Genomic DNA, 19,405 nt, shown 5'->3' with positions numbered 1-19,405 from the left:
GCGGATCGAGATCGGCCTTCGGCACAGCGGCGAAATCGATCGGCTCCAGCAGGCCGTCCTTGGCCGCCTTGATGGCGAAATCCATCTCGACGTCGACGACATCCCAGTTGACGCTACCGGCGTCGACCATGGCCTTCAGCTTGCCGTAGTCGGTCGGCCCGTCCTGCAGGACCTTGATGCCGGATGCGGCGGTGAAGGGCTCGGCCCACGATTTGGTCTGCGCTTCCTGGGTTGTTCCGCCCCAGCTGGTGAAGACCATTTCCTCGGCCTTGGCGGCCGTCGTTGCAAGCAGTCCGGCAACAATGCCGGTGAAAATCAGTTTCATGTCGTTCTCCTCTGTTTGTTTTCGTTGTTGGCTGTTCGCGATCGGCGTTTTCGCCTTGATCGCGAATCCCCGTCCGCGGCGGCTACCGCATGACAAAAGGATCGGGAATTGGGTCGTCGGAGGTGCGTATCCACACCGATTTCGAACGCGTGTAGTCGCGGATCGCGTCCATGCCGCCTTCGCGGCCAAGGCCTGACTGGCCATAGCCGCCGAACGGAACCAGCGGCGAGACGGCGCGATAGGTGTTGATCCAGACCACACCGGCGTGGATGCCGCGCGCCATGCGATGGGCTTTCGCGAGATTGGTGGTGAACACGCCGGAAGCGAGGCCGAACCTGGTGTCGTTGGCAAGCGACAGCGCTTCAGCCTCGCTGTCGAAGGCAAGCGCGCTCAGCACCGGACCGAACAGCTCTTCGCGCACGCAGGCAAGGTTCTGGTCTGATGCCTCGATGATCGTCGGCGCGTAGTAGAAGCCGTCCGCCTTGCCCTCGGGGCGCTTGCCGCCGGTGACCAGCCGGCCGCCACTGGTGAGGCTTTCGGCGACGGTCTTCTCGATCCATTCGCGCTGCCGCGATGTGGCAAGCGGCCCCATTTCCGTTTCGGGATCCTGCGGGTCGCCGATCCGGATCGCCTCGGCCTTGTGCTTGAGCCGGGCGAGGAACTCGTCCTTCACTGAACGCTCGACCAGCAGGCGCGAGCCGGCGACGCAGCTCTGGCCGGTGGCGGCGAAGATACCGGCGACGACCGCGTTGGCGGCGCTGTCGAGATCGGCATCGGCAAACACCACGACGGGGCTTTTGCCGCCCAGTTCGAGCGTCGTGGAGGCAAGGTTTTCCGCGGTGTTCCTGACGATCTGGCGGGCGGTTGCCGGACCACCTGTGAAGGCAACGCGGGCGATGAGCGGATGGCTGGTCAGGCGGTGGCCGCAATCATGGCCGAAGCCGGTCAGGATGTTCACGCTGCCGGCGGGAAAGCCCGCCTCGTGCACGAGTTCGGCAAAGGCCAGCAGTGGGGCGGGGCCATCCTCCGAAGCCTTGAGGACGACAGTGCAGCCGGCCGCCAAGGCCGGGCCGAGCTTGACGGCGGACAGGAAGAGTTGCGAATTCCACGGCACGACCGCCGCGACGACGCCGATCGGCTCGGGTCGGATGGTCACTTCCATGTCGGCCTTGTCGATCGGGACAAATGAGCCTTCGTGCTTGTCGGCCAGCCCGCCATAATAGCGGTAGTAGTCGCCGACATAGGCGATCTGGGCGCGCGTCTCGCGGATGATCTTGCCGGTGTCGCGCGTCTCGAGTTCCGCCAGCCGGTCGGCATTGGCGACAACCAGATCGCCGAGCCGCACCAGAAGCTTGCCGCGCGCCGTTGCGGTCATCGCTGCCCATGGGCCGGAGTGCAGTGCCCGATGTGCGGCCGCGACGGCGCGGTCGACATCGGCGGCTGAAGCCGCGGGCATTTTTGCCCATGTTGTGCCGGTCGACGGGTCGATGCTGTCGAAGGTCGAGGCGGCCTCCACGAACTGGCCGTCTATGTAGTTCCTGAATTCGCCGGTGCTCGTCACGCGCGCGGTCCCTGGAAGGCCGGCATCACTTTGTCGATGAACAGCTGCAGCGATTTCTTCTTGCGCTCATGCGAAAGGCCGCTGTCGATCCAGATCGAATACTGGTCGTAACCGAGCGCCTCATAGGCCTTCAGCCTGGCGATCACTTCGTCTGCCTCGCCGATCACAAGATGCTGCCGGATCTTGTCCGGTGCATATTGCGGCATGGCCGCAATCTCGCCCTCCGTCAGTTCTTCCAGCACGCCCTGGCGCACCGGCTTCTTGTTCTGGAACCAAGCGCCGAACTGGCAATAGAATTGCGACAGGTCCTGCGTCAGACGCTCGGCGTCGGCTGCGTCCTCGGCGACGAATGTGTGCATCAAGAGCATGATCTCGGGTCGCGCTATTTCGGGATGAGCAGCACAGGCCGTGTTGAAGCGCTCCATCAGGCTCACCACTTCGCCATCGCCGGAGGCGAGCGGCGTCACCTGGACATTGCATTTATTGGCCACCGCAAAGTCGTGCGAATTGGGGTCACGCGCCGCCACCCAGATCGGCGGATAAGGTTTTTGCAGCGGTTTGGGCGACGAGGTGGTCGACGGGAACGACCAGAATTCGCCGGAGAGTTCGAAATCGCCATCCCACAGGCCACGGATCGCCGGCACCATTTCGCGCATGCGCTGACCCGCGCCCCAGGCTTCGAGCCCGGGGAAAAGCCGCTGGTATTCGTATGCATAGGCGCCGCGTGCAATGCCGATGTCGAGCCGGCCGCCGGTGATGACGTCGGCCATCGCCGCTTCGCCTGCAAGCTTGATCGGGTGCCAAAACGGCGCGACGATGGTTCCGGTGCCGAGCCGGATCGTGCTCGTCTTGGCGCCCAAATAGGCGATGGTGATGAAAGGGTTGGGCGAGATGGTGAATTCCATCCCGTGATGCTCACCGATCCAGGCGGTCTCGAAGCCGGCCTTGTCGGCCAGCACGACAAGTTCCTCCAGTTCGGCAACAAGCTCGGAATGCGGCTTCGCCAGATCCGAGCGCTCCATGTGGACGAACAGCGAAAATTTCATTGGCATCACCTGCGACCAGTAAGAGCTTGGGACGACGCGGCCCTGGCGAGCGGCCGGACTTCGCCTTCGACCTCGTTGCCGACATAGACACCGAAAGCATCTTCCGTGCGTTCACTGATATAGCGGGTCAGCATGGAACGAACCGCCGGATCGGCGATCTTCAGATCGGCGATATCGTCGATCTCGACAAGCCGCGTCTGGCGATCGCTGGGATTGGGTGCGGTAACCGTTCCCCGGTAGTAGACGTGTGAGCGCGACGGATCGGCCGCGTCGTCCCACACCGCAAACAGGAAGCCGAGCTGTGCGTCGACAGCCTTGGCGGCGAGGCATCCCTTGAGGCTGCGAGCGTCCTTCGGCGAGCCCAGCCCGCGACCCGCCGGCAATTCGTGGAAACCGCCCGGTGTTTCGAAGAACAGCACGCGGCCTTCATTCTCGAGAATGGCACCAACTTCGGTCCCATGAGGTGCTGCCGCCAGCGCCTCCTGGCTGAGGCCGGGTGTGACATAGGTGCCGCGGCAATAGCCAAGCGGCTGCGCGCCATTGTGGGTGAAGTCGCGAACGCGGCCGATCAGGATCGAATGGTCACCTGCGTCGACCAGTTGCTCCATGCCGCAATCGAATACGGCGACGGAACCGTCGATCAGCGGATTGCCGGTTTGCCCGGACTGCCAGGCAACAGAAGCGAATTTATCGGCGGCCTTGGAGGCGAAGATGCCGGATTCTGCCTTCTGGCTCTCCGACAGGATGTTGATGGCGAAACCTCTTGAGGTCGAAAAGGCGCTGTGCCCCAACGCCTTCTTGGCGATGCACACAAGCACCAGCGGCGGATCGAGCGAGACCGAGGTGAAGGAGTTGGCGGTGAAGCCGCGTGGCTCGCCCTCCGCACTGACCGTGGTGACGATGGTGACACCGGTCAGGAACGAGCCGAGCGCCCGCCTGAATTCGCCGGCGTCAAATGCAGCAGCCGTCTCCGGCCTAATGGCAGCGTCTTTCTCCGCATCGAGAAACGCCATCATGTGTTGAGTCACTTTTTCCGGCGAAGCGATTGTCATCATGTGTCTTTCGCCGCTGAGAACGAGACATTGCCCGTGCGGTGCCAGTCGGGCCATCGCCGCCGACATGGCCGGCGTGGAATTCCTGTCTTCCGATCCGGTCATGAACAGTGCCGGCGCTGCGAGCTCGGCCAGGCGGTCGACATGCTCGGTATCCGCGCGGGCAAACAGCCGATAGGTGCGCGCGTAGCCCTGAGCGCTGACTCCTTCAAGCGCCGTGCGTGCCGTTGCGGCTGCACTGGCAAGGGTGGCCGGCAGCGGGTCGCCGAACCAGCGGGCAAGCGTTGCGGCGATGGCCGAAGGATCGCCATGAGAGCCGAGTGCTGCCGCGCGTTCGCGCACCGCCTGCGCCAATGCCTCAGGACGACGGAACACGCCGTTGAGGCAGATGACGGAGTCGACACGCGACGGTGCGCGAAGGGCGATTTCGAGAGCGACCAGCGCCCCCATGGAGTGGCCGACGATCGAAACAGAGGCGAGACCGAGGTGATCGAGCAAGCGGATCGCCTGGTCGGCAAAGTCGGACAGGTTGGAGTTTTCCGGCGGCAGCGGCGAATTTCCATGGCCGAGCATATCGATGGCGATCAGCTCGCGGCGATCCTGCATCAGCTCGATCTGCGCCTGCCAGATCCCGGCATTCATGCCGACGCCGTGGATGAGCAGAACCGGCGCGCCGGAGCCGGCACGGATGAAGCCGGTTCCGTCCGGAGCCGTGTCCCGGACCCATGCAAGGGCGGCGGCGTCAGCCATGCAGATCACCGACCTCTTTCAGATCCTGATAGCGGTCGCCGATGCGGTGGTGCGGACGTCCGCCAATGGAAGCGCCGAGCGCCACCACCAGTTCGTCCGGCGCCGGCGCGTCGCCGATCTGGAAATGCACGGTCAGATAGTGGGAGCGGCGGCCTTCGTCGTTCTTGTCCATCAGCGGGATCATGATTGGCGTGTTCGGCCCGCCACGCAGATTGGTGAAGGCGAGATAGGTCTTGGCGCCAACGGCACGGCGATAGTGGTTGCCGAAATGCAGGGTGTGGATCAGCGCCGAGGCGTGTTCGATCTCGCCTGAGGTGCCGCAGATGGCAGCCTTGCCGTAGCCCTCGATCGCCTCGCCGGAACCGGCGACGGCAAGAATCTCACGGGTAAGCAACTCGCCAAGCACCGGCGCATAGGCCCGTATCGCGGGCGAAAGGTCATCGGTAAACCCCTTGCCTGCCCACGGGTTGTCCAAGACAGCAGCGACGCCTATTAGGCGCAGGGGCCTGGGTGCCGCCTTGCCACCCTCGATCAGAGTGGTCTCGACATGGGTCACTATCTTCCGAATAGCAGGGCTCATAGAGGTCCTCTGGAAACTGACCAAGGTTGAACTCACATTCCATAATATGGTATACCATACTATTATCGGCCAAAGCGCCTTGTCAACAGGCATTCGAATCTGGTTTCGTCATTCGTGAAAGGACCAATCCATGGACGATACACTTCGCATCGAGCGCTCGACAAAAACGCTTCGGACCCTGGCGCTGGAACGCATGCGCGAGGCGATCATGGATTTTCGGTTCCAGCCAGGTGAAAGGCTTGTCGAACGGCCGCTTTGCGACCAACTCGGCGTCAGTCGTTCCGTGGTTCGAGAAGTGCTGCGTCAGTTGGAGACCGAGGGCCTTGTCCAGATGATTCCAGGGCACGGGCCGGCGGTAGCGCGACCCGACCTCAACCGTACGGAGGAGATCTATGAGTTGCGTGCCTTGCTTGAGGGGATCGCGGCGCGTGCCTGCGCCCTCACCGCAACCAGCGAACAGATTGAAGGTCTCGAACGCGCGTATGAGGACCTGCTCAAGGCATGGGCCTCAAGCATCCCCGTCGAGGTGATGCGGGCAACATCGCGCTTTTACGAGAATTTGTTTGTTGCCGCAGGCAAGCTGATCGCCTGGGAAATCGTGCAAGGATTGAACGTGCGCATCAATCAATTGCGATCAATGACGATCGCCTCGGCCAACCGGCGCGGTCCCGCGATCGCCGAGATGGAAGATATCATGAACGCGATAAGGGCACGTGAGGCCGACAAGGCGCAAGCCGCCGCCCGGCACCATGTCGAGCAGGCTTGGAACATCGCGCGGCTGTCCTTGCGTCCCAACTGATTTTCTCCTGACGCTGCCTCTGTCGAATCGGCAAGGCTGTCCCCGGGGGGCGACTCCGGGTGCGCACGTCCGCGCCTTTCACTAAATTTTTTTGGTAGGCCCGTCCGCGGAAGCTGTTTCCCTTGCGCAAGCCTCGGCGTCGCGGTCGCTCGCGTCATGACCGACAACGTCCTAGGAGCGGAAGAAAATGGAGGAGACAGTCAAAGTCTCTCTGTTCGTCAGCATGATCTCGCCGCATGACGCTCGTCAAGTTGGGTGGTCGAACCAGGCGACTTCCACCGGCAAGGGAAGACGCAAAACTCACCTGGAAAATGGCGACTTTTGCCATTGTGGGCGTGAGCCTTGCTTTCGCGAAGGAGGAGCTAACCACCTCCGTCACCCAGGAAACGGTAATTCGGCTGCTGTGTATGACGGGAATTGGCGAAGCTGAAGCTATTGACCTAGCATCCAGGCCGCGACCCGCCCTCTCTCCAGAAAAAACATCACTGTAGTATTCCATTCCCGGTCGCTCGCCCTGCTGCCGATTTCCGGCGAATGCGACCTCGCGCGATTGGAAGGATGCCACATCAACGCGAGGCGAGAAGAGAGCCGCCGGGGCCCGCAGGGCTCGACGGCCTTCCAAGGTATCAGCCGCCGAGATTCACCCACACCGATTTTGTCTGCGTGTACTGTGATAGCGCCTCAAGGCACTTGTCGCGCCCGTTGCCCGTCTGCTTGTACCCACCCCAGATCGAGGTCATATCGCCATGGTCGAAGCAGTTGACCATCGAGGAGATCCAGACGATGACGGAAGCGGCGCTCGCATTCGCGCGCGAGGACGCCACGGTAGAGGAGACGCGAACCGTCGATCTTTCGGCGCTGGTCGGCAGCCTCTGCGACGATCTCGCTGAGCTCGGCCAAGACATCACCGTCGCCGATGGACCCAAGGTGCTGTACCGCGGCCGGCCGGACTCCCTGCGCAGGGCGATCCGCAACCTCGTCGAGAATGCCGTCCGCTACGGCGAACAGGCCAGGGTGAGCCTGGTGCGGAGTGCCGATAGCCTGGACATCGTGGTCGAGGACGCAGGACCCGGCATTCCGCCAGGCAACATGGAACAGGTGTTCGCTCCCTTCTTCCGCCTCGAGCAGTCGCGCAACCGGGAGACCGGCGGCGTCGGGCTCGGCCTGTCAATCGCCCGCGCCATCGCCCGTCACCACGGCGGCGACATCGTGCTGGAGAACCGGAGTGGCGGCCTTCGCGCTGTCATCAGACTGCCGCTCATCGACATGGCCAAGCACCTTGTTCCGGCGCCTGTGCCTGAGACGAACCCTCCGACCGGACTACGATCCTTGCCGGTTTGACCGAACCCGTCCCGCAATCGGGACTCCCGCGCTGCCGCGCCACGATCAGATCATCGCCGTCGCAACGAAGGACAAGTCACCACCTGCATCCTCTCCTTCCCTGCCCAGCTGTTGCTGTCGAGCGGCTGGTCCCGCCGGAAGCTTCCGGCCCGCAGCAAAGCTCCTCCCCTCAACGTTTCGCAGAGGCCATCCGATGAACCATTCACAAGGCACGACACGCAACCCCCTCATGTCCGCTGGCGTTGCAACTGTGGCGACGTCCATCATGCGAGCGCGCGCATCCCTGGCTACGCTGTTGGCCGCCGGCCTGCTGTTGCCTGCCGCCGCTTCCGCGCAGCAGGCCGACGGCGAGCGGCTGTTCCGGCAGCGCTGCAGGGCGTGCCACAGTATGGAGCCTGGCCAGAACAGGGCCGGTCCGCATCTGTCTGGCGTCATCGGCCGCCTGGCCGGCAGCATCGAGGGAGCACGCTATTCAGCCGCGTTGCGAGAGTCGAACATCGTCTGGGACAGTTCGTCGCTCGACACCTTCCTCACAGCGCCGCGTCAGATGGTGCCTGGCACCCAAATGACTTTCGGCGTTTCCAATGCCGCTCAGCGCGCGGCGATCGCGCTCGCGAACGTCGCGTTCGAAGGCATCCGGGTTCCTGGACCGCTTGTTGGTCTCTCGGATCATCAGAGAATGACGGCATACTGGTTTTTTACTCGATGATATCAATCCAATCTCCCTTGGTCGAGGAGCCGATCCAGGAGGTGGACGGTAACATGTGGGCGGCCAAGGAGCGCACGACGACCTACATCGGCCGCTACAGCGCCAGGCTACATATCGGCGAGGCCTTCATTTCCGAAATCGATCTGCGCAAGTAGGGGAGCCATCCCATCGCCGCGATTCCCCTCCTTATGCGGCGCAGGTGCCGAGTATCGGGGTCATCATTTTCACATGCTCATCAATCCGCTCGAGCACCTTCTCCGGAATAACGGCCCGTTCCGGAAGGCTCCACCAATGATCGTTGACGCGCTCGACGACCTTGATCACCGTCCTCAGCACGGCCGGCTCTGGCAGCCTTGCACGGTTGGCGAACGCCATCCATCGCGGGGCAGCGAGCGCCTTGAAGGAGCGTTCGCCGCCGAGCGAGAGCGCCATCGAGTCGGCGGGAATATAGGGCACGGTCGACAGGACGTCATAAATTGGCGCAAGCTCTGGCTTGTCGCCAGGGCCCCGGTAGATCAGCGACCAGTTTTTGAGGTGCATGTCGCCGTTGCCGGTGATGACCGTCAGCGCCAGACGGCGCACGAATTCGAGCGCGGCCGTCGGCGAGACGGCCGCGCTCAGGGCTGAGGCAATGTCATGATATGCGGCGCCCTCATATTTGCGCGAGGGATAGACACCGAAAACCTGCGCGATATCCTCGATATGGACGCGCTCACGACCAACGACGCGATCGAAGCGTTTGACGAGGAGAACCTTGCCGTCCGACAGCGTGTCGAACTCCTCGGGAATTCCCTCGAAATCGGACTTCTCGACAAGCTCGCGCTCGGGCACGTCCATGCCGATCGCCGCCGCCAGCGCTAGGTTGGCAAACTCATTTTCAGAGACGCCGGGGAACGCCGACGATGGAAATTTGGCGATGTACTGGCCTTGCTCGTCGCCCATAGGCAAGGTCAACCCACCTTCCTTGCCGGTGTTCTTGATCACAGAGAGTTTCATCTGTACGCCCGCGAGCGAGAACCGGGCTTTTGGCCTATCCTTTGAGGCATCCTCGGCAACTGCCGTCGTGCCATCAGTCGGCAAGACACGCACGGCGCCGGGAAGATCCGCACCCAGCGCGGCCAGCAGATCAAAATCGTTTCCTGCGCGCACATTGCCTGCGTGGTGTTTCTCCATCGCTTCGCGCAGTTTGTCTTCTGGAAGAAGGTTGGCGAAGAATGCAGGTAAGGCCCCGGCAAGAGGCTTTGGATCCTTCCGCAATCCTCCTGCCGCCGCGCGGAAAGAAAGGCTGAGGACGGGAAAGCCCCCGGTCGCTCGATAGGCGTCGTCGAAATTGAATGCCTTGAAATCGCCTGGCGTCCTGACGATCGTTCCGACCTTCAGATCGTTCAGCAGCACGTCAAGGGAGGGGATGGCCTTGGGTGCTTTAAACATTCGGGGGACGATCATCCTCGTCGGGTTGGGAAACAAAGGCGGGGAGATCGTCGTCATGCGGTCGCAGCAAGGACTTGACGGCAGGAACCATGGACTGTGGGATCAGCATCATCTCCAGGCCTAGGGCGCGGGTGATGTTCATCAGGGTGGTCGCACGTGCCGCGGCTGCGCCCGTTTCGATGTCGCGATATCGGGGACGCGATATGCCGGCCATATCGGCGACCTGCTCCTGCGTCAGCGACGCGGTAAGCCGCGCCTGCTTCAGCAGGTGACCTATTTCAAGCAGGCCCGCATATTCCGATGGCATGGCGATACCTATGAGTTTCATTCAAAGCTAGTTTGATACGCATAAGTATCTTTTGTGCTGTCAATGTCAAGGGGTTGATCTGTTTGTAGGAACTGTTTGGGCATCATGACCTTAGGTGAGCGCTGATCCCGCATCGCCTCAGGGCCGGTCTCGCCATCGGCGCGCATGGTGAAGATCCGCTCCGGGGTTGCCTTGACCTTGCGACCGAACTTGGTGCCGATGGCCTTGGCCTTGGCAATCCCATCCAACAGCCTCTCCGAGCGAATGGCCGTCTCGAACTCAGCGAACACGGGCCAGCATCTGGAGCATGGCGGGCCTCGGCATTGTGATGATGCCGATCGCCGCTTTTCAGGCAGAAGACAACGACGGCGCGTCGGTTGAGGTGGTTGGCGTCACCTACAGGCAGGACGACAACGAAAACCTGTCGTTCGTCGTGATGGTGGATGTGGGCGATGGCGAGATTATCCCATCACTGCGCGACAGTGTTAAAGCAGCATGAACCTTGCACCCCGATCAACGAGCGTCACCAGCACTACGGAGAGCGCCGAACCATTCCGCGGCAGGCGCGTTTCATGGAAGGAATTCTATTCGCTGCGGCCTGGCTTGCGTTCTGCCAATGATAATGAGCGGAGGGGTACGACCGGCAGGACCGACTACGTTCGGCCGGCGAAATGACACGTGGGCAACTCGCAACCGCACCTTGGTTTTCCAGATCGGCACCAGATGCCAGTGACACCTACTCAAACTCGAGTAGGGATCCGGTTGTCGTCCTCGCCGATCGAAGTGGACGGCTAGGCCTTCATCGACCGCAGCCAATACAGCGTAACACTCAATCTGCTCGTCGGAAAGCTCGCAGTCTAGGACTTTGTCTCGCACTGCTTGAACTGCCGAAAAGGTAGAAACGATGCGTCCGGCGGCACAAAAGCAGAGATATCCCTCGACAGCGTCAATGACGTCGTCGGGAACAATAAAGTTAAAATGGCGCAAATTAGATGTGGTGGAAGCTACGCGGTTTAGCATTTCGCCTTCAGTAAGCCCCAGCAGACGCTGGCGCCGAAAAAGAAAAATTAGCAAGAACTATTTGGGCGGCGCCGACTTTTATCCACCGCTTTCTAGGGGATAGGGGCGTTCCGATATCCGCCATATCGCGCCCATTTCCCCAAAGACATAACATGACCACTTCCCCACACCGTCGCCTTAGCGACGGCACTGTGCAGGTGTGTCGCCTCGGTTGGGCGGATCTATGGAAACTCCGACCCGACCTACGGCCGGCGAATGACAATCAGATCGGCTCGCCGAACTCCTCTTCGTTACGGGCGGTCGGGGTGCTCTCATAATCGGGCTGCGGTCGTAGGCGCAAATCAACTCGAGCCTGAGCGCGCCCGACTTCTTCACCGAATTTATACGCAACATAGAGTGCGCCGATTCTGACAAGCCAACGGATCATGAAGGTCTCCTTCGGCGGGAGAAACCCGGCGAAGGGCGGATTGTTCCACCGGATGCTGAATGCAAGTTGCCGCTCCGATGGGGTGGCGCATGGTGTATTGGCGAGGAAAACGATGGACGAAGCCGAAGCGCTTGAAATTACCTTTACTGAGCTGGATGCAGCTTTGCCGAGGCTTGCTGCCAGCGTGGCACCACCGTCGGCAATCAATCTAGCCTCCGGCCGACACTGTCGATATGTCGAACAGCATCCTCAGCAGGCCCTGGTTCTCAAGTCCGTCCGAACACTGAGTGCTCTAACGGCTTGTGCATCCACGTCGGTGATCAGCATATGGCCCGGCGACACCGTGATCGAGATCGCGAGTTCGGCACGCGCAAGAGCGTCTTGAGCGGTCAGGCTGCTGGCCCAGAATACAGGGACCTCCCCTTCCCTGATTTCGACCGCATCGCCCCAGTCGGGAGCCATCAAATCTCGTATCCCGATGGTCACCGGCTCCCCGACATGGATGGGGGAGCCGTGCGCATGCGGGAAACCTGCGGTAAGGGCGCGAACCTTGTCGACGTCGCATTGTCTTATCGGGCGCATGGAGACGACCATTTCGCCACCAAACGATCCGACTTGGAAGGTCTCGATCCTGGTTCTAAACTTGGGAGAAGTTTTTCCGACGTCGATGCGACGGAGTTTCACGCCCTTTTCGGCAAGTGCTGCCTCGACGGTAAGCGAACTGCCTAGCGCAAAAGCGGCAAAGTCATCCCGCCACAAATCGATGATGTCGGTTTTCCGACGGATCATCTCCCCAAACCAATAGATGTTGTACTGGGGCGCATCGGTGCGGATATCGATGTCACCCAAGGCGGGGAGCAATGGACTGCCGGCACGACTCACGGCCACCAAAGGACAGGGTTTCGGATTGCGGACGCAAAACTGATGGAAATCTCCGGCAAAGCTGCGGGGCACAATCACAACGTTGGCCTGCAATTTGCCGCGCGCAAGCCCTCCCGTATGCCCATCATAGGCGCCCGTTCTAACCAGTCTGCGCAGCCTATCTGCATCGACCAGTCGCAAGTCCTCGTAGATCAATGAAGTGGTCTGGCGAGCCATGGATTCCGAGGATGTGCATGTTTCAGAGACACGTCGAGAAGGCGTAAGATCATCGACGGGTCGGCCGCCTGTCAAATTATCAGAATCTTTCCTCGTCGATAAATTGTATTTATTGGTCGACAAACAGAGGCCTCTGTTATTATTAGCCTCTGCTCATAAATCTTTCGCTCTCATTGGCAGCTGCGGCAGCCGATCGCTTCTATCTGTCGTGCTGCTTCGTGCAGAAAGGCCAGGTCCCGGTTCATGTAGAAGAGCAGGAAAGCCGCGTAGAGGACAAGTACGAGGCTGAACACCAGCGTCTTGACGACCAGCGAGAGCGCAAAGACATTCAGGTGCGGCGAGGCGCGCGCCAGGAAAGCCAGCACAATGTCGGACAAGAGCATGCTGACAACGACCGGGAACACAAGGGTCAACGCCATCACCAGGATGCGATTCAGCAGATCGAGAAATATCCAGGCAGCATCCTTGCTGAACACAGGCAGAAGTTGGTCGATCGGCCAAAGGCCGTAGCTGTCGTAGAGGCTCGTCAGGGAGAGCTGCAGGCCACCGGCTGCCAGATAGATCGTCACCATGATGACGGCGAGCAAGGTGCCGGTGGCACTCGTCTCATGGGTCATCATCGGATCGATCAGGGTCCCCATCGTGGAACCGCGCTGCAGGTCCAGGATATCGCCCGCAGCCTCCGCCGCCCAGAACGGTATGCCCATTGCCAGCCCGAGCGTCACCCCGACAACGACCTCCTTGAGCATGTACAGAACGATCATCGTTGTCGTGATATCGGTGTTCGTCAGTTTGGTCACGATCATCGGAAAGACCGGAACCGCCAACGCCAGGGCCACCCCGTTGCGCAGAAGGCCGGATAGCGGCACGCGTGAAAAGAGCGGCATCAGGAGCATGAAACCGGTCAGGCGTGCGAGCGCGAAAGCCCCTGCCAGAAGATAGAACTGAAGCTCTTTGACCGACGCGAAGAGTGGTTCGACCGGCATCCGCGTGCCTCAGCGCGTGACGACGGGGAATTCGTCCAGCGCCGTCGAGGCCTGCTCCGCGATCTGCTGGCCAAGCAGCGGACCGAAGACGATGATGACCAACAGGATCACCACGAGCTTGATCGTCTGCGGCAGCGATTGGTCCTGAATCTGCGTCAGCGCCTGGGCAAGGCCGACAAGGATGCCGACAGCCAGCGCCGCGATGATCGCCGGACTGGACGCGAGCAGCACCGTCAGAAGCGCGCTTTGGACCTTCGCCAGGATGAAGTCATTGCTCATGGGAACCCCAGCGGTGTCAGACGTAACTCAGGATGAGGCCATGCATCAGCCGCGACCAGCCATCAATTGCGACGAAAAGGAACAGTTTCAGCGGGATCGAAATGAGAACCGGCGAGACCATGATCATGCCGAGCGTCATCAGGACGTTCGCAACAACGATATCGATGATGAGGAAAGGAAGATAAAGCAGGAAGCCGATCTCGAAGGCGCGGGTAAGCTCGGATGCGACGAAGGCGGGAACAAGGATCGAGAGATCGTCATCCTTGAGATTCTGCCGCGCCTGTTCCGGCCACAGGCGGCTTGTGCCATCGAGAAAGAACTGCCGTTCTTCCGGCTGGGTGAATTTCATCAGATGTCGCTGCAATGGTTCCCTGACCATTTGTGCCGCCCTGGCAAGGTCGTCCGTAGTCTGGAACTGAACTTGTCCTTCCTGAAGCCGGCCCGACATCTCGCTCAGCAACGGCGTGGTGACATAGACCGTAAGCACAAGCGCTATTCCGTAGAGCACCAGATTGGGCGGCATCTGCTGGACGCCAAGCGCGTTGCGGACAAGAAACAGCACGACCGAAATTTTCAGGAAGCCCGTCATCGTGACGACGGCCAGCGGCAGCAACCCGACGAAGCCTACAGCGATCAGAATCCCAAGGAGGTTGGGCGAATTCTCAAGCATTGTCGAACATACGGACGATCCGCACGCCCAGGTTTTCCCCAATCCGCACGATCTCGCCACGACCGACACGCTTGCCGTTGGCGATGATGTCGACAGTCTCCTGCGTTACATCGGTGAGCGCAATGATAGCGCCGGGCGCAAGCTGCCTTACGTCCCCAAGAGGCATTGCCGTGCGGCCGATCTCGAAGGCAAGCGCGACCGGCAACTCGTCCAGAGTCGACTCTTCCAATGTCTGGCCGGCTGGCGGCGGCGTGTTCTGGTTCATGGTCCACTCCCAATTCGATCCAGCGATTGCAGACGGCGCGGCAAGCAATTGCGGCCCACCGGCAGTCAAGGTCACCGGCGCATAAAGACGCTCGGCAATGATGAGTGCCGCCATGCGTTCTTCCTCCGCATCCCTGAAAAGCACCACATCGCCAGGCTGCAGGCTTTGAAGCTCGCCAAGGGTGATCGTCAGCGCGCCACGTCGAAGGCACACCGACAGTGGGAATTCGGCCGGAATCGGCGGCCTCGCTTTGCCGATCTCGTCGAGAAGGCGGCCGATCCGAACCGCCAGGCCGGCGTCCGTCGTGTTCAACACGCAGTCTATCGTTTCGTCGTTGCCGGCCATGACAAAAGCGAGGGGGATTTGCTCCGAAACCGTATCTCTTCGCTCAACCGAGGTGAGCGCGATCCTCTCACCCAGCTTGCTCTCAATCCTTTCGAGGTCCTCTTCGAATGCGGATTCCAGCAGCAGTGCGGCGTGAGTGGGCGCCAGTCGTTTCATGTCGACCAGCTCGTCCGCCTTGGCGAAGGCTCGTTCGACCACAGAAAGCGGCAGGCGCAATTTGGCGACCTTGCCTGCGACGGTGAACGCAATCGTGCACAGCCGCTGGTCCGCAGGGTTCGCCGCCGGCCAGACGGCAGCAATCGTCATTGCCTTCCCCGCGATGGTGATCTGCGCTGGGGCGCGGCGGCGGTAGAAGGCGTTCAATGCCCCGACTTCCGCGGCCGCGACGGATTCCAGTGTCAGCCGTTCGCCGACGCCCGGCAGTCCTGCTGAGCGTTTCACCGGTTTTCCGCGCGCTTTCGTTTTTGCCGACGCCAGGGCCTGAGGCATTACACTTCCATATCCACGATCACGGATGGGCTATCGTTCTGTTGGCAAGCGCGGCGGATCGCGTTCCTCTTCCTCGACAAGCTCGGAAAGAGCGAGGCGACGGCGCGCGCTGCGTTTGGTCAGATGCTCCAACAGGCCATCCAGCTTCGTCACCGCCTTCAGGCTCGCACGATGATCATTGCGGGCTGCCGACAACTCCTCTTTCCGTCGCTCCTCGGCGGCGCCGGCAATCTTCTCGTTTTCGCGCAACTGCTCGGTTTTTCTGGCGGCGATTTCGAACCGTCCCTGAAGCCGATGGAAGCTGGCAGCCTTTACCGGCTGCCCAACCAGCGAACCGAACGCTGCCTCTTCTGCGTCAACCGTGCGCCGGAGGTGTTCGGTGACCGCAGCGGCTGCCGCCTGAACCTCCTTCGCGGCCCGATGCGCAGCGGCGTGCCTTCTGATCACGCCTTCCTTGGCGCGTTCTTCCCGGCGGCGTCTGAGGTCGCCCAATCGAGCGATCATGTCACGATCTTTCATTGACGATTTCCCGCATGAGTTGGCGCGTCTTGTCGATGCTCTCGTGTGTAGCGGACGCCTGACGCAGAAAGGCGTTGATGGCATCGATCTTCGCCACCGCCTCGTCCGCGACGGCATCGCTTCCCTTTTCGTATTCACCGACCCGCAGGAGAAGTTCGATGTCGGCGTAGCGGGCAAGCAACTCACGCAGGCGGCTGGCGTCAGACCGATGGGCCGGCGGTACAACCGCATCCATGAGGCGGCTTCGGCTGCGCAGGACGTCGATGGCCGGGAAATGGTTCCGCTGCGCGAGTTCGTTCGACAGGAAGACGTGGCCATCGAGGAGCGCCTGAATTTCCTCGGCGACAGGATCCAGCGTGCCGTCGCCTTCCAACAGAACGCTGTAGAGGCTTGTGATGGAACCGACGCGGCCGGGGCCTGAGCGCTCGAGCAGGCGGGGCAAGACCGCGAACAGCGAAGATGGAAAGCCGCGACGCGTCGATGGCTCGCCCGAGGCCAGGCCAATCTCGCGCTGCGCACGGGCAAACCGCGTTATGTTGTCCATCGTAAGCAGCACATGCTTACCCTGGTCGCGAAAATATTCGGCAATGCTGGTCGCCACATAGGCGGCCTTGACGCGCTCGATGGCAGGCCGGTCGGAGGTCGCGACGACGACGATTGCCCGCTGCCGCCCTTCCGGTCCAAGCTGATGTTCGAGGAACTCACGCACTTCACGTCCGCGCTCTCCAACAAGGGCGACCACGGCAACATCGGCATCGGTGCCTCTAACGATGTCGGAAAGCAGGATCGACTTGCCGACGCCAGGTTCGCCGAAGATGCCGACGCGCTGCCCGCGCGCGCAGGTGAGCAGCCCGTCGAGGACGCGGATTCCGAGCTGGATCGGCTCGGAAATCAAGCTGCGCTCCAGCGGAGATGGCGGATAGGCATTGACCGGATAGCTGCCGGTCATGCCATCCTGCGAAAGCGGCTTGCCGTCCAAGGGCTCGCCGAGCGCGCTGATCACCCGGCCGAGAAGCCCGGGACCGACGGGCACACGCTGGTCCTTTCCGGTCGCGACGACCTCCGTCAGGCTTGAAAGACCGCTCAGATCGCCAAGCGGAACAAGGATCGCCATTTCGTCCATGAGGCCGACGACTTCCGCCTTGGTCGTCTTGCCGGTCCTGGGGTCGACCAGTTCGCATATCTCGCCGATCCGGGCCTCCTCGACGGTCGCATGGATGATCGTGCCGGTGACCCGCCGTACACGCCCTTTCCTCGGCCGGCTGGCATCGTTGCGGAGGGCGGAGCGCAGGTTCGGAATGAGGGACGCCAGACGGCTTTCGATATCAATAGCGGGCTCTTTCATGGAACCTCCGCCTTTGACGCAATCGCGGCAGCTATGGCTTGGAGCTGCGCGTCGATGCTGGCATCGACGACGGCAAAGTCGGTCGAAACGATGCAGGCGCCGGTTGCCAATGCGTCATCCGCGTCGATCTCGACCGTCATGCCCAGATCACTCTCGCGCAAGACAGCGTCCAGCTCATCGCGAACCCTGTCGACGGAAGCGGGATGAACTCGGACTTTCAGATATTTGGCGCGGCGAATTTCAATCACAGCCTGCCTTGCCGCCTTCGCGACAAGCGTGCTGACGTCGAATTCTCCAAGCATTCGCCTGACGACATCGAGGGCCAGGCTGATGACTTCGGCTTCCAGCCCGCCAAAATAGTGGTCCACCTTGACCGCCGTCTCGCTGATCAAGCGTGTGGCGTCCGCATCGCCTTGCGCCTTGCCGTCTTCATAGCCCTGCGCATATTCAGCCGCATAGGCTCGCCGAGCGGCATCACGCAACTGCTGCGCATCGCGCCTTGCTTCATCGAGAAAGGCATGCCCATCCTGCAGGGCGCGCACCTCGGCGGCGCGCAGGATCCGGGCGAAAGGGCGCCCCGGCACGGCATCGGTCGCTTTGCCCGGTTCGATCATCCCGCCGAGCTCATCGCTCGTCGAACAATCGCGGGACCGGTCTCGGCAAAGGGTTCGCCTGCCGTCTGATCGACAAGCTCGTGCGGCACCAGCTTGAGGCGCACCCGCATGCTCGTATCGCCAGGCATCGCCTGACACCAGGCGCCAAGGCAACTCAGGCCGTGGGCATAGACACGGCCGTAAATGTCCTCCAGGGGTTCCAACCGCTGCATCGGACCGGCCAGATCTCGGTTGGCGACCGCGAAAGCGCAGAGATCCGCGCCAAGCGCTGCCTGCCACGCGGCCGCTTCGCGTCCAACAATGACAGCGGCCAGACTGCCGGCCCAGTAGATCGCGCCGGCGCGAAGCGCAAGTTCCTCCAGCTCCTCGCCGGAGGACAAGGCGATCGCTCGATCAACCTCGTCGGCCGGCTCTTCGACTGCTGAAGACAGCTTATGACGCTCCACCAGAAGCTCCGATAATCGTTCATGCAGGCGTCGCGACTGCAGCATGCGCTCGCAGGCAGCCTCGCCGATCGTGCCGTCAAGGCATTCCGCGAGCCTGGCCGCATCCACATAGGATGCGGGGTTGGATACGAATGCCTGCCATTCCGGGCTGGCGGTTTGCTTCGAGCCGGTCTCGGTCATGTCTTTTTCACAGACATTGCCGAAGCATCGAGCGCATAGACGCCGGGCTGTCGGTACCACTGGAGGTAGGCCAGCCGGGCAGCCAGCGCGAGTATGGCCGCCGCCATGCCGTAGAACAGCCACATCGCGGCGACGACGCTGTCCGGATGCAACCAAAGGCCGAGGAACGTCGTGAAGCCCGCCTCGCCGGTTCCCTGCTCGGGGGCCGCCGCCGTTACCGGAATGAGGGTGACGGAAACATTGTCATAGGTCAGTCCGGCGATACCCTTGGCCACCAGCATCTTGACCTGTGGGATCAGCTCATTCATCGGAACCGATGCGCGATGCCGGATGAAGACGGAGGCGGACGACGGCACCAGCTGCTGTCTCAGCGGATCGTTTTCGGGCAGGACAAGATGGACGCGCGCGGAAAGCACGCCGTCGATATCCGAGATCGTCTGCGACAGCTCCTGGCTCAGGCCATAGATCATCGCCGCCCGCTCTTCCACCGGCGAGGACACCAGCCCACCTCTCTTGAACACGTCGCCCAGCGTCTGGAATTCCTGTTTGGGCAATCCGCTTTCATCCAGAATCGCCATTGCGTCGGCGAACCGATTTTTCTGCACGGAAACCGTCATTTTCCCATCTTTAGCGGTCTCGCGTTGGGCAGGAATCCCATGACGCATCAACGTGGCCACGATCTCGTTGGCCTGCCGCTGGTTGAGGTTGGAATAGAGCTCCTCCGAGCACGCCTGCAACGCAAGCATGCCGATAACAATCAACGCCACGCGCCACCGGGCGCCGCATCGATTCAATAGCGTTGACCGCCACGGCAAGGTTAG

24 protein-coding genes and 2 pseudogenes are annotated in these 19,405 nt (G+C 61.6%); 6 read left to right on the top strand and 20 right to left on the bottom strand.

Annotation, left to right across the window (positions count from 1 at the left end):
- From NKH57_RS17925 to NKH57_RS17905, 5 genes and pseudogenes are all read right to left on the bottom strand, one after another.
- A pseudogene (locus NKH57_RS17925) lies at positions 1–325 on the bottom strand (ABC transporter substrate-binding protein); the annotation flags it as partial.
- 82 nt (positions 326–407) lie between these two features.
- Positions 408–1,886, bottom strand: coding sequence for an aldehyde dehydrogenase (locus NKH57_RS17920; protein WP_023758715.1), 1,479 nt, complete (start codon positions 1,884–1,886; stop codon positions 408–410).
- Positions 1,883–2,932, bottom strand: a complete 1,050-nt coding sequence (locus NKH57_RS17915; RefSeq protein ID WP_352834751.1) for an LLM class flavin-dependent oxidoreductase — start codon at positions 2,930–2,932, stop codon at positions 1,883–1,885. The genes NKH57_RS17920 and NKH57_RS17915 overlap by 4 nt, the downstream gene beginning before the upstream one ends.
- Positions 2,933–2,937: 5 nt before the next feature.
- Positions 2,938–4,734: an alpha/beta fold hydrolase gene (locus NKH57_RS17910; protein ID WP_352730027.1), complete on the bottom strand. Its 1,797-nt coding sequence runs from the start codon at positions 4,732–4,734 to the stop codon at positions 2,938–2,940.
- Complete coding sequence (locus NKH57_RS17905; RefSeq protein ID WP_031260025.1) at positions 4,727–5,314, bottom strand: amino acid synthesis family protein; 588 nt, start codon at positions 5,312–5,314, stop codon at positions 4,727–4,729. The genes NKH57_RS17910 and NKH57_RS17905 overlap by 8 nt, the downstream gene beginning before the upstream one ends.
- Before the next feature lie 130 nt (positions 5,315–5,444).
- Here NKH57_RS17905 and NKH57_RS17900 point away from each other — a divergent pair, with 130 nt between their 5' ends.
- Together NKH57_RS17900 and NKH57_RS17895 are read left to right on the top strand one after the other, a co-directional pair.
- Positions 5,445–6,113, top strand: coding sequence for a GntR family transcriptional regulator (locus tag NKH57_RS17900; RefSeq protein ID WP_023758719.1), 669 nt, complete (start codon positions 5,445–5,447; stop codon positions 6,111–6,113).
- A gap of 236 nt (positions 6,114–6,349) precedes the next feature.
- The gene (locus NKH57_RS17895; protein WP_352485932.1) at positions 6,350–6,604 is read left to right on the top strand and encodes a hypothetical protein; all 255 of its coding nucleotides are present in this window, start codon (positions 6,350–6,352) and stop codon (positions 6,602–6,604) included.
- A 135-nt stretch (positions 6,605–6,739) separates the two neighbouring features.
- Here the strand turns inward: NKH57_RS17895 and NKH57_RS17890 are convergent, their stop codons facing one another.
- The gene (locus NKH57_RS17890; protein WP_352601115.1) at positions 6,740–6,853 is read right to left on the bottom strand and encodes a hypothetical protein; all 114 of its coding nucleotides are present in this window, start codon (positions 6,851–6,853) and stop codon (positions 6,740–6,742) included.
- 22 nt (positions 6,854–6,875) lie between these two features.
- Between NKH57_RS17890 and NKH57_RS17885 the strand changes: the two are divergent.
- From NKH57_RS17885 to NKH57_RS17875, 3 genes and pseudogenes are all read left to right on the top strand, one after another.
- Positions 6,876–7,454 (top strand): annotated as a pseudogene (locus NKH57_RS17885) (sensor histidine kinase); the annotation flags it as partial.
- 295 nt (positions 7,455–7,749) lie between these two features.
- On the top strand, positions 7,750–8,163 hold the full coding sequence (locus NKH57_RS17880; RefSeq protein WP_352945798.1) for a c-type cytochrome: 414 nt from the start codon (positions 7,750–7,752) through the stop codon (positions 8,161–8,163).
- Complete coding sequence (locus tag NKH57_RS17875; protein ID WP_156938521.1) at positions 8,160–8,318, top strand: hypothetical protein; 159 nt, start codon at positions 8,160–8,162, stop codon at positions 8,316–8,318. Before NKH57_RS17880 ends, NKH57_RS17875 begins: the two co-directional genes overlap by 4 nt.
- 31 nt (positions 8,319–8,349) lie before the next feature.
- On the opposite strand, the gene NKH57_RS17870 is transcribed toward NKH57_RS17875, so the two are convergent.
- The 3 genes from NKH57_RS17870 to NKH57_RS17860 are packed head-to-tail and all read right to left on the bottom strand — an operon-like array spanning position 8,350 to position 10,149.
- Entirely contained in the window at positions 8,350–9,594 is a 1,245-nt protein-coding gene (locus NKH57_RS17870) for a type II toxin-antitoxin system HipA family toxin (protein ID WP_352945796.1), read from the bottom strand.
- The gene (locus NKH57_RS17865) at positions 9,587–9,922 is read right to left on the bottom strand and encodes a helix-turn-helix domain-containing protein (protein WP_502904095.1); all 336 of its coding nucleotides are present in this window, start codon (positions 9,920–9,922) and stop codon (positions 9,587–9,589) included. The genes NKH57_RS17870 and NKH57_RS17865 overlap by 8 nt, the downstream gene beginning before the upstream one ends.
- Complete coding sequence (locus tag NKH57_RS17860) at positions 9,919–10,149, bottom strand: hypothetical protein (RefSeq protein ID WP_352945794.1); 231 nt, start codon at positions 10,147–10,149, stop codon at positions 9,919–9,921. The genes NKH57_RS17865 and NKH57_RS17860 overlap by 4 nt, the downstream gene beginning before the upstream one ends.
- 59 nt (positions 10,150–10,208) lie before the next feature.
- Here NKH57_RS17860 and NKH57_RS17855 point away from each other — a divergent pair, with 59 nt between their 5' ends.
- On the top strand, positions 10,209–10,400 hold the full coding sequence (locus NKH57_RS17855; protein ID WP_352485934.1) for a hypothetical protein: 192 nt from the start codon (positions 10,209–10,211) through the stop codon (positions 10,398–10,400).
- Positions 10,401–11,183: 783 nt separating this feature from the next.
- Here the strand turns inward: NKH57_RS17855 and NKH57_RS17850 are convergent.
- The 11 genes from NKH57_RS17850 to sctJ all read right to left on the bottom strand — a co-directional run bounded on the left by NKH57_RS17850 (position 11,184) and on the right by sctJ (position 19,351).
- Entirely contained in the window at positions 11,184–11,555 is a 372-nt protein-coding gene (locus NKH57_RS17850; RefSeq protein ID WP_352945792.1) for a hypothetical protein, read from the bottom strand.
- A 42-nt stretch (positions 11,556–11,597) separates the two neighbouring features.
- Positions 11,598–12,446, bottom strand: coding sequence for a D-glutamate cyclase family protein (locus tag NKH57_RS17845; RefSeq protein ID WP_352485935.1), 849 nt, complete (start codon positions 12,444–12,446; stop codon positions 11,598–11,600).
- Between the two features lie 170 nt (positions 12,447–12,616).
- Complete coding sequence (sctT, locus tag NKH57_RS17840; RefSeq protein ID WP_352485936.1) at positions 12,617–13,432, bottom strand: type III secretion system export apparatus subunit SctT; 816 nt, start codon at positions 13,430–13,432, stop codon at positions 12,617–12,619.
- Positions 13,433–13,441: 9 nt separating this feature from the next.
- Entirely contained in the window at positions 13,442–13,711 is a 270-nt protein-coding gene (locus NKH57_RS17835; RefSeq protein WP_023758730.1) for an EscS/YscS/HrcS family type III secretion system export apparatus protein, read from the bottom strand.
- 16 nt (positions 13,712–13,727) lie between these two features.
- A complete protein-coding gene (sctR, locus tag NKH57_RS17830; protein WP_352485937.1) occupies positions 13,728–14,381 on the bottom strand; it encodes a type III secretion system export apparatus subunit SctR in 654 nt (217 codons plus the stop codon).
- A complete protein-coding gene (gene sctQ, locus NKH57_RS17825; protein ID WP_352485938.1) occupies positions 14,374–15,432 on the bottom strand; it encodes a type III secretion system cytoplasmic ring protein SctQ in 1,059 nt (352 codons plus the stop codon). The genes sctR and sctQ overlap by 8 nt, the downstream gene beginning before the upstream one ends.
- Before the next feature lie 78 nt (positions 15,433–15,510).
- Positions 15,511–15,972: a hypothetical protein gene (locus NKH57_RS17820; protein WP_156938522.1), complete on the bottom strand. Its 462-nt coding sequence runs from the start codon at positions 15,970–15,972 to the stop codon at positions 15,511–15,513.
- Positions 15,973–15,985: 13 nt separating this feature from the next.
- Complete coding sequence (locus NKH57_RS17815) at positions 15,986–17,344, bottom strand: FliI/YscN family ATPase (protein WP_352485939.1); 1,359 nt, start codon at positions 17,342–17,344, stop codon at positions 15,986–15,988.
- Positions 17,341–17,958: a type III secretion system stator protein SctL gene (gene sctL, locus NKH57_RS17810; protein ID WP_352945788.1), complete on the bottom strand. Its 618-nt coding sequence runs from the start codon at positions 17,956–17,958 to the stop codon at positions 17,341–17,343. Before sctL ends, NKH57_RS17815 begins: the two co-directional genes overlap by 4 nt.
- Positions 17,955–18,584, bottom strand: a complete 630-nt coding sequence (locus NKH57_RS17805; RefSeq protein ID WP_023758736.1) for a SctK family type III secretion system sorting platform protein — start codon at positions 18,582–18,584, stop codon at positions 17,955–17,957. The genes sctL and NKH57_RS17805 overlap by 4 nt, the downstream gene beginning before the upstream one ends.
- Positions 18,581–19,351, bottom strand: coding sequence for a type III secretion system inner membrane ring lipoprotein SctJ (gene sctJ, locus NKH57_RS17800; protein WP_352601165.1), 771 nt, complete (start codon positions 19,349–19,351; stop codon positions 18,581–18,583). Before sctJ ends, NKH57_RS17805 begins: the two co-directional genes overlap by 4 nt.
- Between the last annotated feature and the right edge of the window lie 54 nt (positions 19,352–19,405).

The sequence above is a fragment of the Mesorhizobium sp. M1050 genome (assembly GCF_040318715.1).
Classification (GTDB): domain Bacteria; phylum Pseudomonadota; class Alphaproteobacteria; order Rhizobiales; family Rhizobiaceae; genus Mesorhizobium.
Note: the sequence above shows the minus strand (reverse complement) of the source record. Positions and strands in the feature narration are given on the sequence as shown.

Bases quoted from the DNA above. Each gene is read 5' to 3' on its own strand.
- NKH57_RS17905 (WP_031260025.1), bottom strand. From the start codon at position 5,314: ATGAGCCCTGCTATTCGGAAGATAGTGACCCATGTCGAGACCACTCTG.
- NKH57_RS17855 (WP_352485934.1), top strand. From the start codon at position 10,209: ATGGCGGGCCTCGGCATTGTGATGATGCCGATCGCCGCTTTTCAGGCA.
- NKH57_RS17875 (WP_156938521.1), top strand. From the start codon at position 8,160: ATGATATCAATCCAATCTCCCTTGGTCGAGGAGCCGATCCAGGAGGTG.
- NKH57_RS17835 (WP_023758730.1), bottom strand. From the start codon at position 13,711: ATGAGCAATGACTTCATCCTGGCGAAGGTCCAAAGCGCGCTTCTGACG.
- sctL (WP_352945788.1), bottom strand. From the start codon at position 17,958: ATGATCGAACCGGGCAAAGCGACCGATGCCGTGCCGGGGCGCCCTTTC.
- NKH57_RS17900 (WP_023758719.1), top strand. From the start codon at position 5,445: ATGGACGATACACTTCGCATCGAGCGCTCGACAAAAACGCTTCGGACC.
- NKH57_RS17865 (WP_502904095.1), bottom strand. From the start codon at position 9,922: ATGAAACTCATAGGTATCGCCATGCCATCGGAATATGCGGGCCTGCTT.
- NKH57_RS17805 (WP_023758736.1), bottom strand. From the start codon at position 18,584: ATGACCGAGACCGGCTCGAAGCAAACCGCCAGCCCGGAATGGCAGGCA.
- NKH57_RS17910 (WP_352730027.1), bottom strand. From the start codon at position 4,734: ATGGCTGACGCCGCCGCCCTTGCATGGGTCCGGGACACGGCTCCGGAC.
- sctR (WP_352485937.1), bottom strand. From the start codon at position 14,381: ATGCTTGAGAATTCGCCCAACCTCCTTGGGATTCTGATCGCTGTAGGC.
- NKH57_RS17915 (WP_352834751.1), bottom strand. From the start codon at position 2,932: ATGAAATTTTCGCTGTTCGTCCACATGGAGCGCTCGGATCTGGCGAAG.
- NKH57_RS17845 (WP_352485935.1), bottom strand. From the start codon at position 12,446: ATGGCTCGCCAGACCACTTCATTGATCTACGAGGACTTGCGACTGGTC.
- NKH57_RS17815 (WP_352485939.1), bottom strand. From the start codon at position 17,344: ATGAAAGAGCCCGCTATTGATATCGAAAGCCGTCTGGCGTCCCTCATT.
- sctT (WP_352485936.1), bottom strand. From the start codon at position 13,432: ATGCCGGTCGAACCACTCTTCGCGTCGGTCAAAGAGCTTCAGTTCTAT.
- NKH57_RS17890 (WP_352601115.1), bottom strand. From the start codon at position 6,853: ATGACCTCGATCTGGGGTGGGTACAAGCAGACGGGCAACGGGCGCGAC.
- NKH57_RS17895 (WP_352485932.1), top strand. From the start codon at position 6,350: ATGACGCTCGTCAAGTTGGGTGGTCGAACCAGGCGACTTCCACCGGCA.
- NKH57_RS17870 (WP_352945796.1), bottom strand. From the start codon at position 9,594: ATGTTTAAAGCACCCAAGGCCATCCCCTCCCTTGACGTGCTGCTGAAC.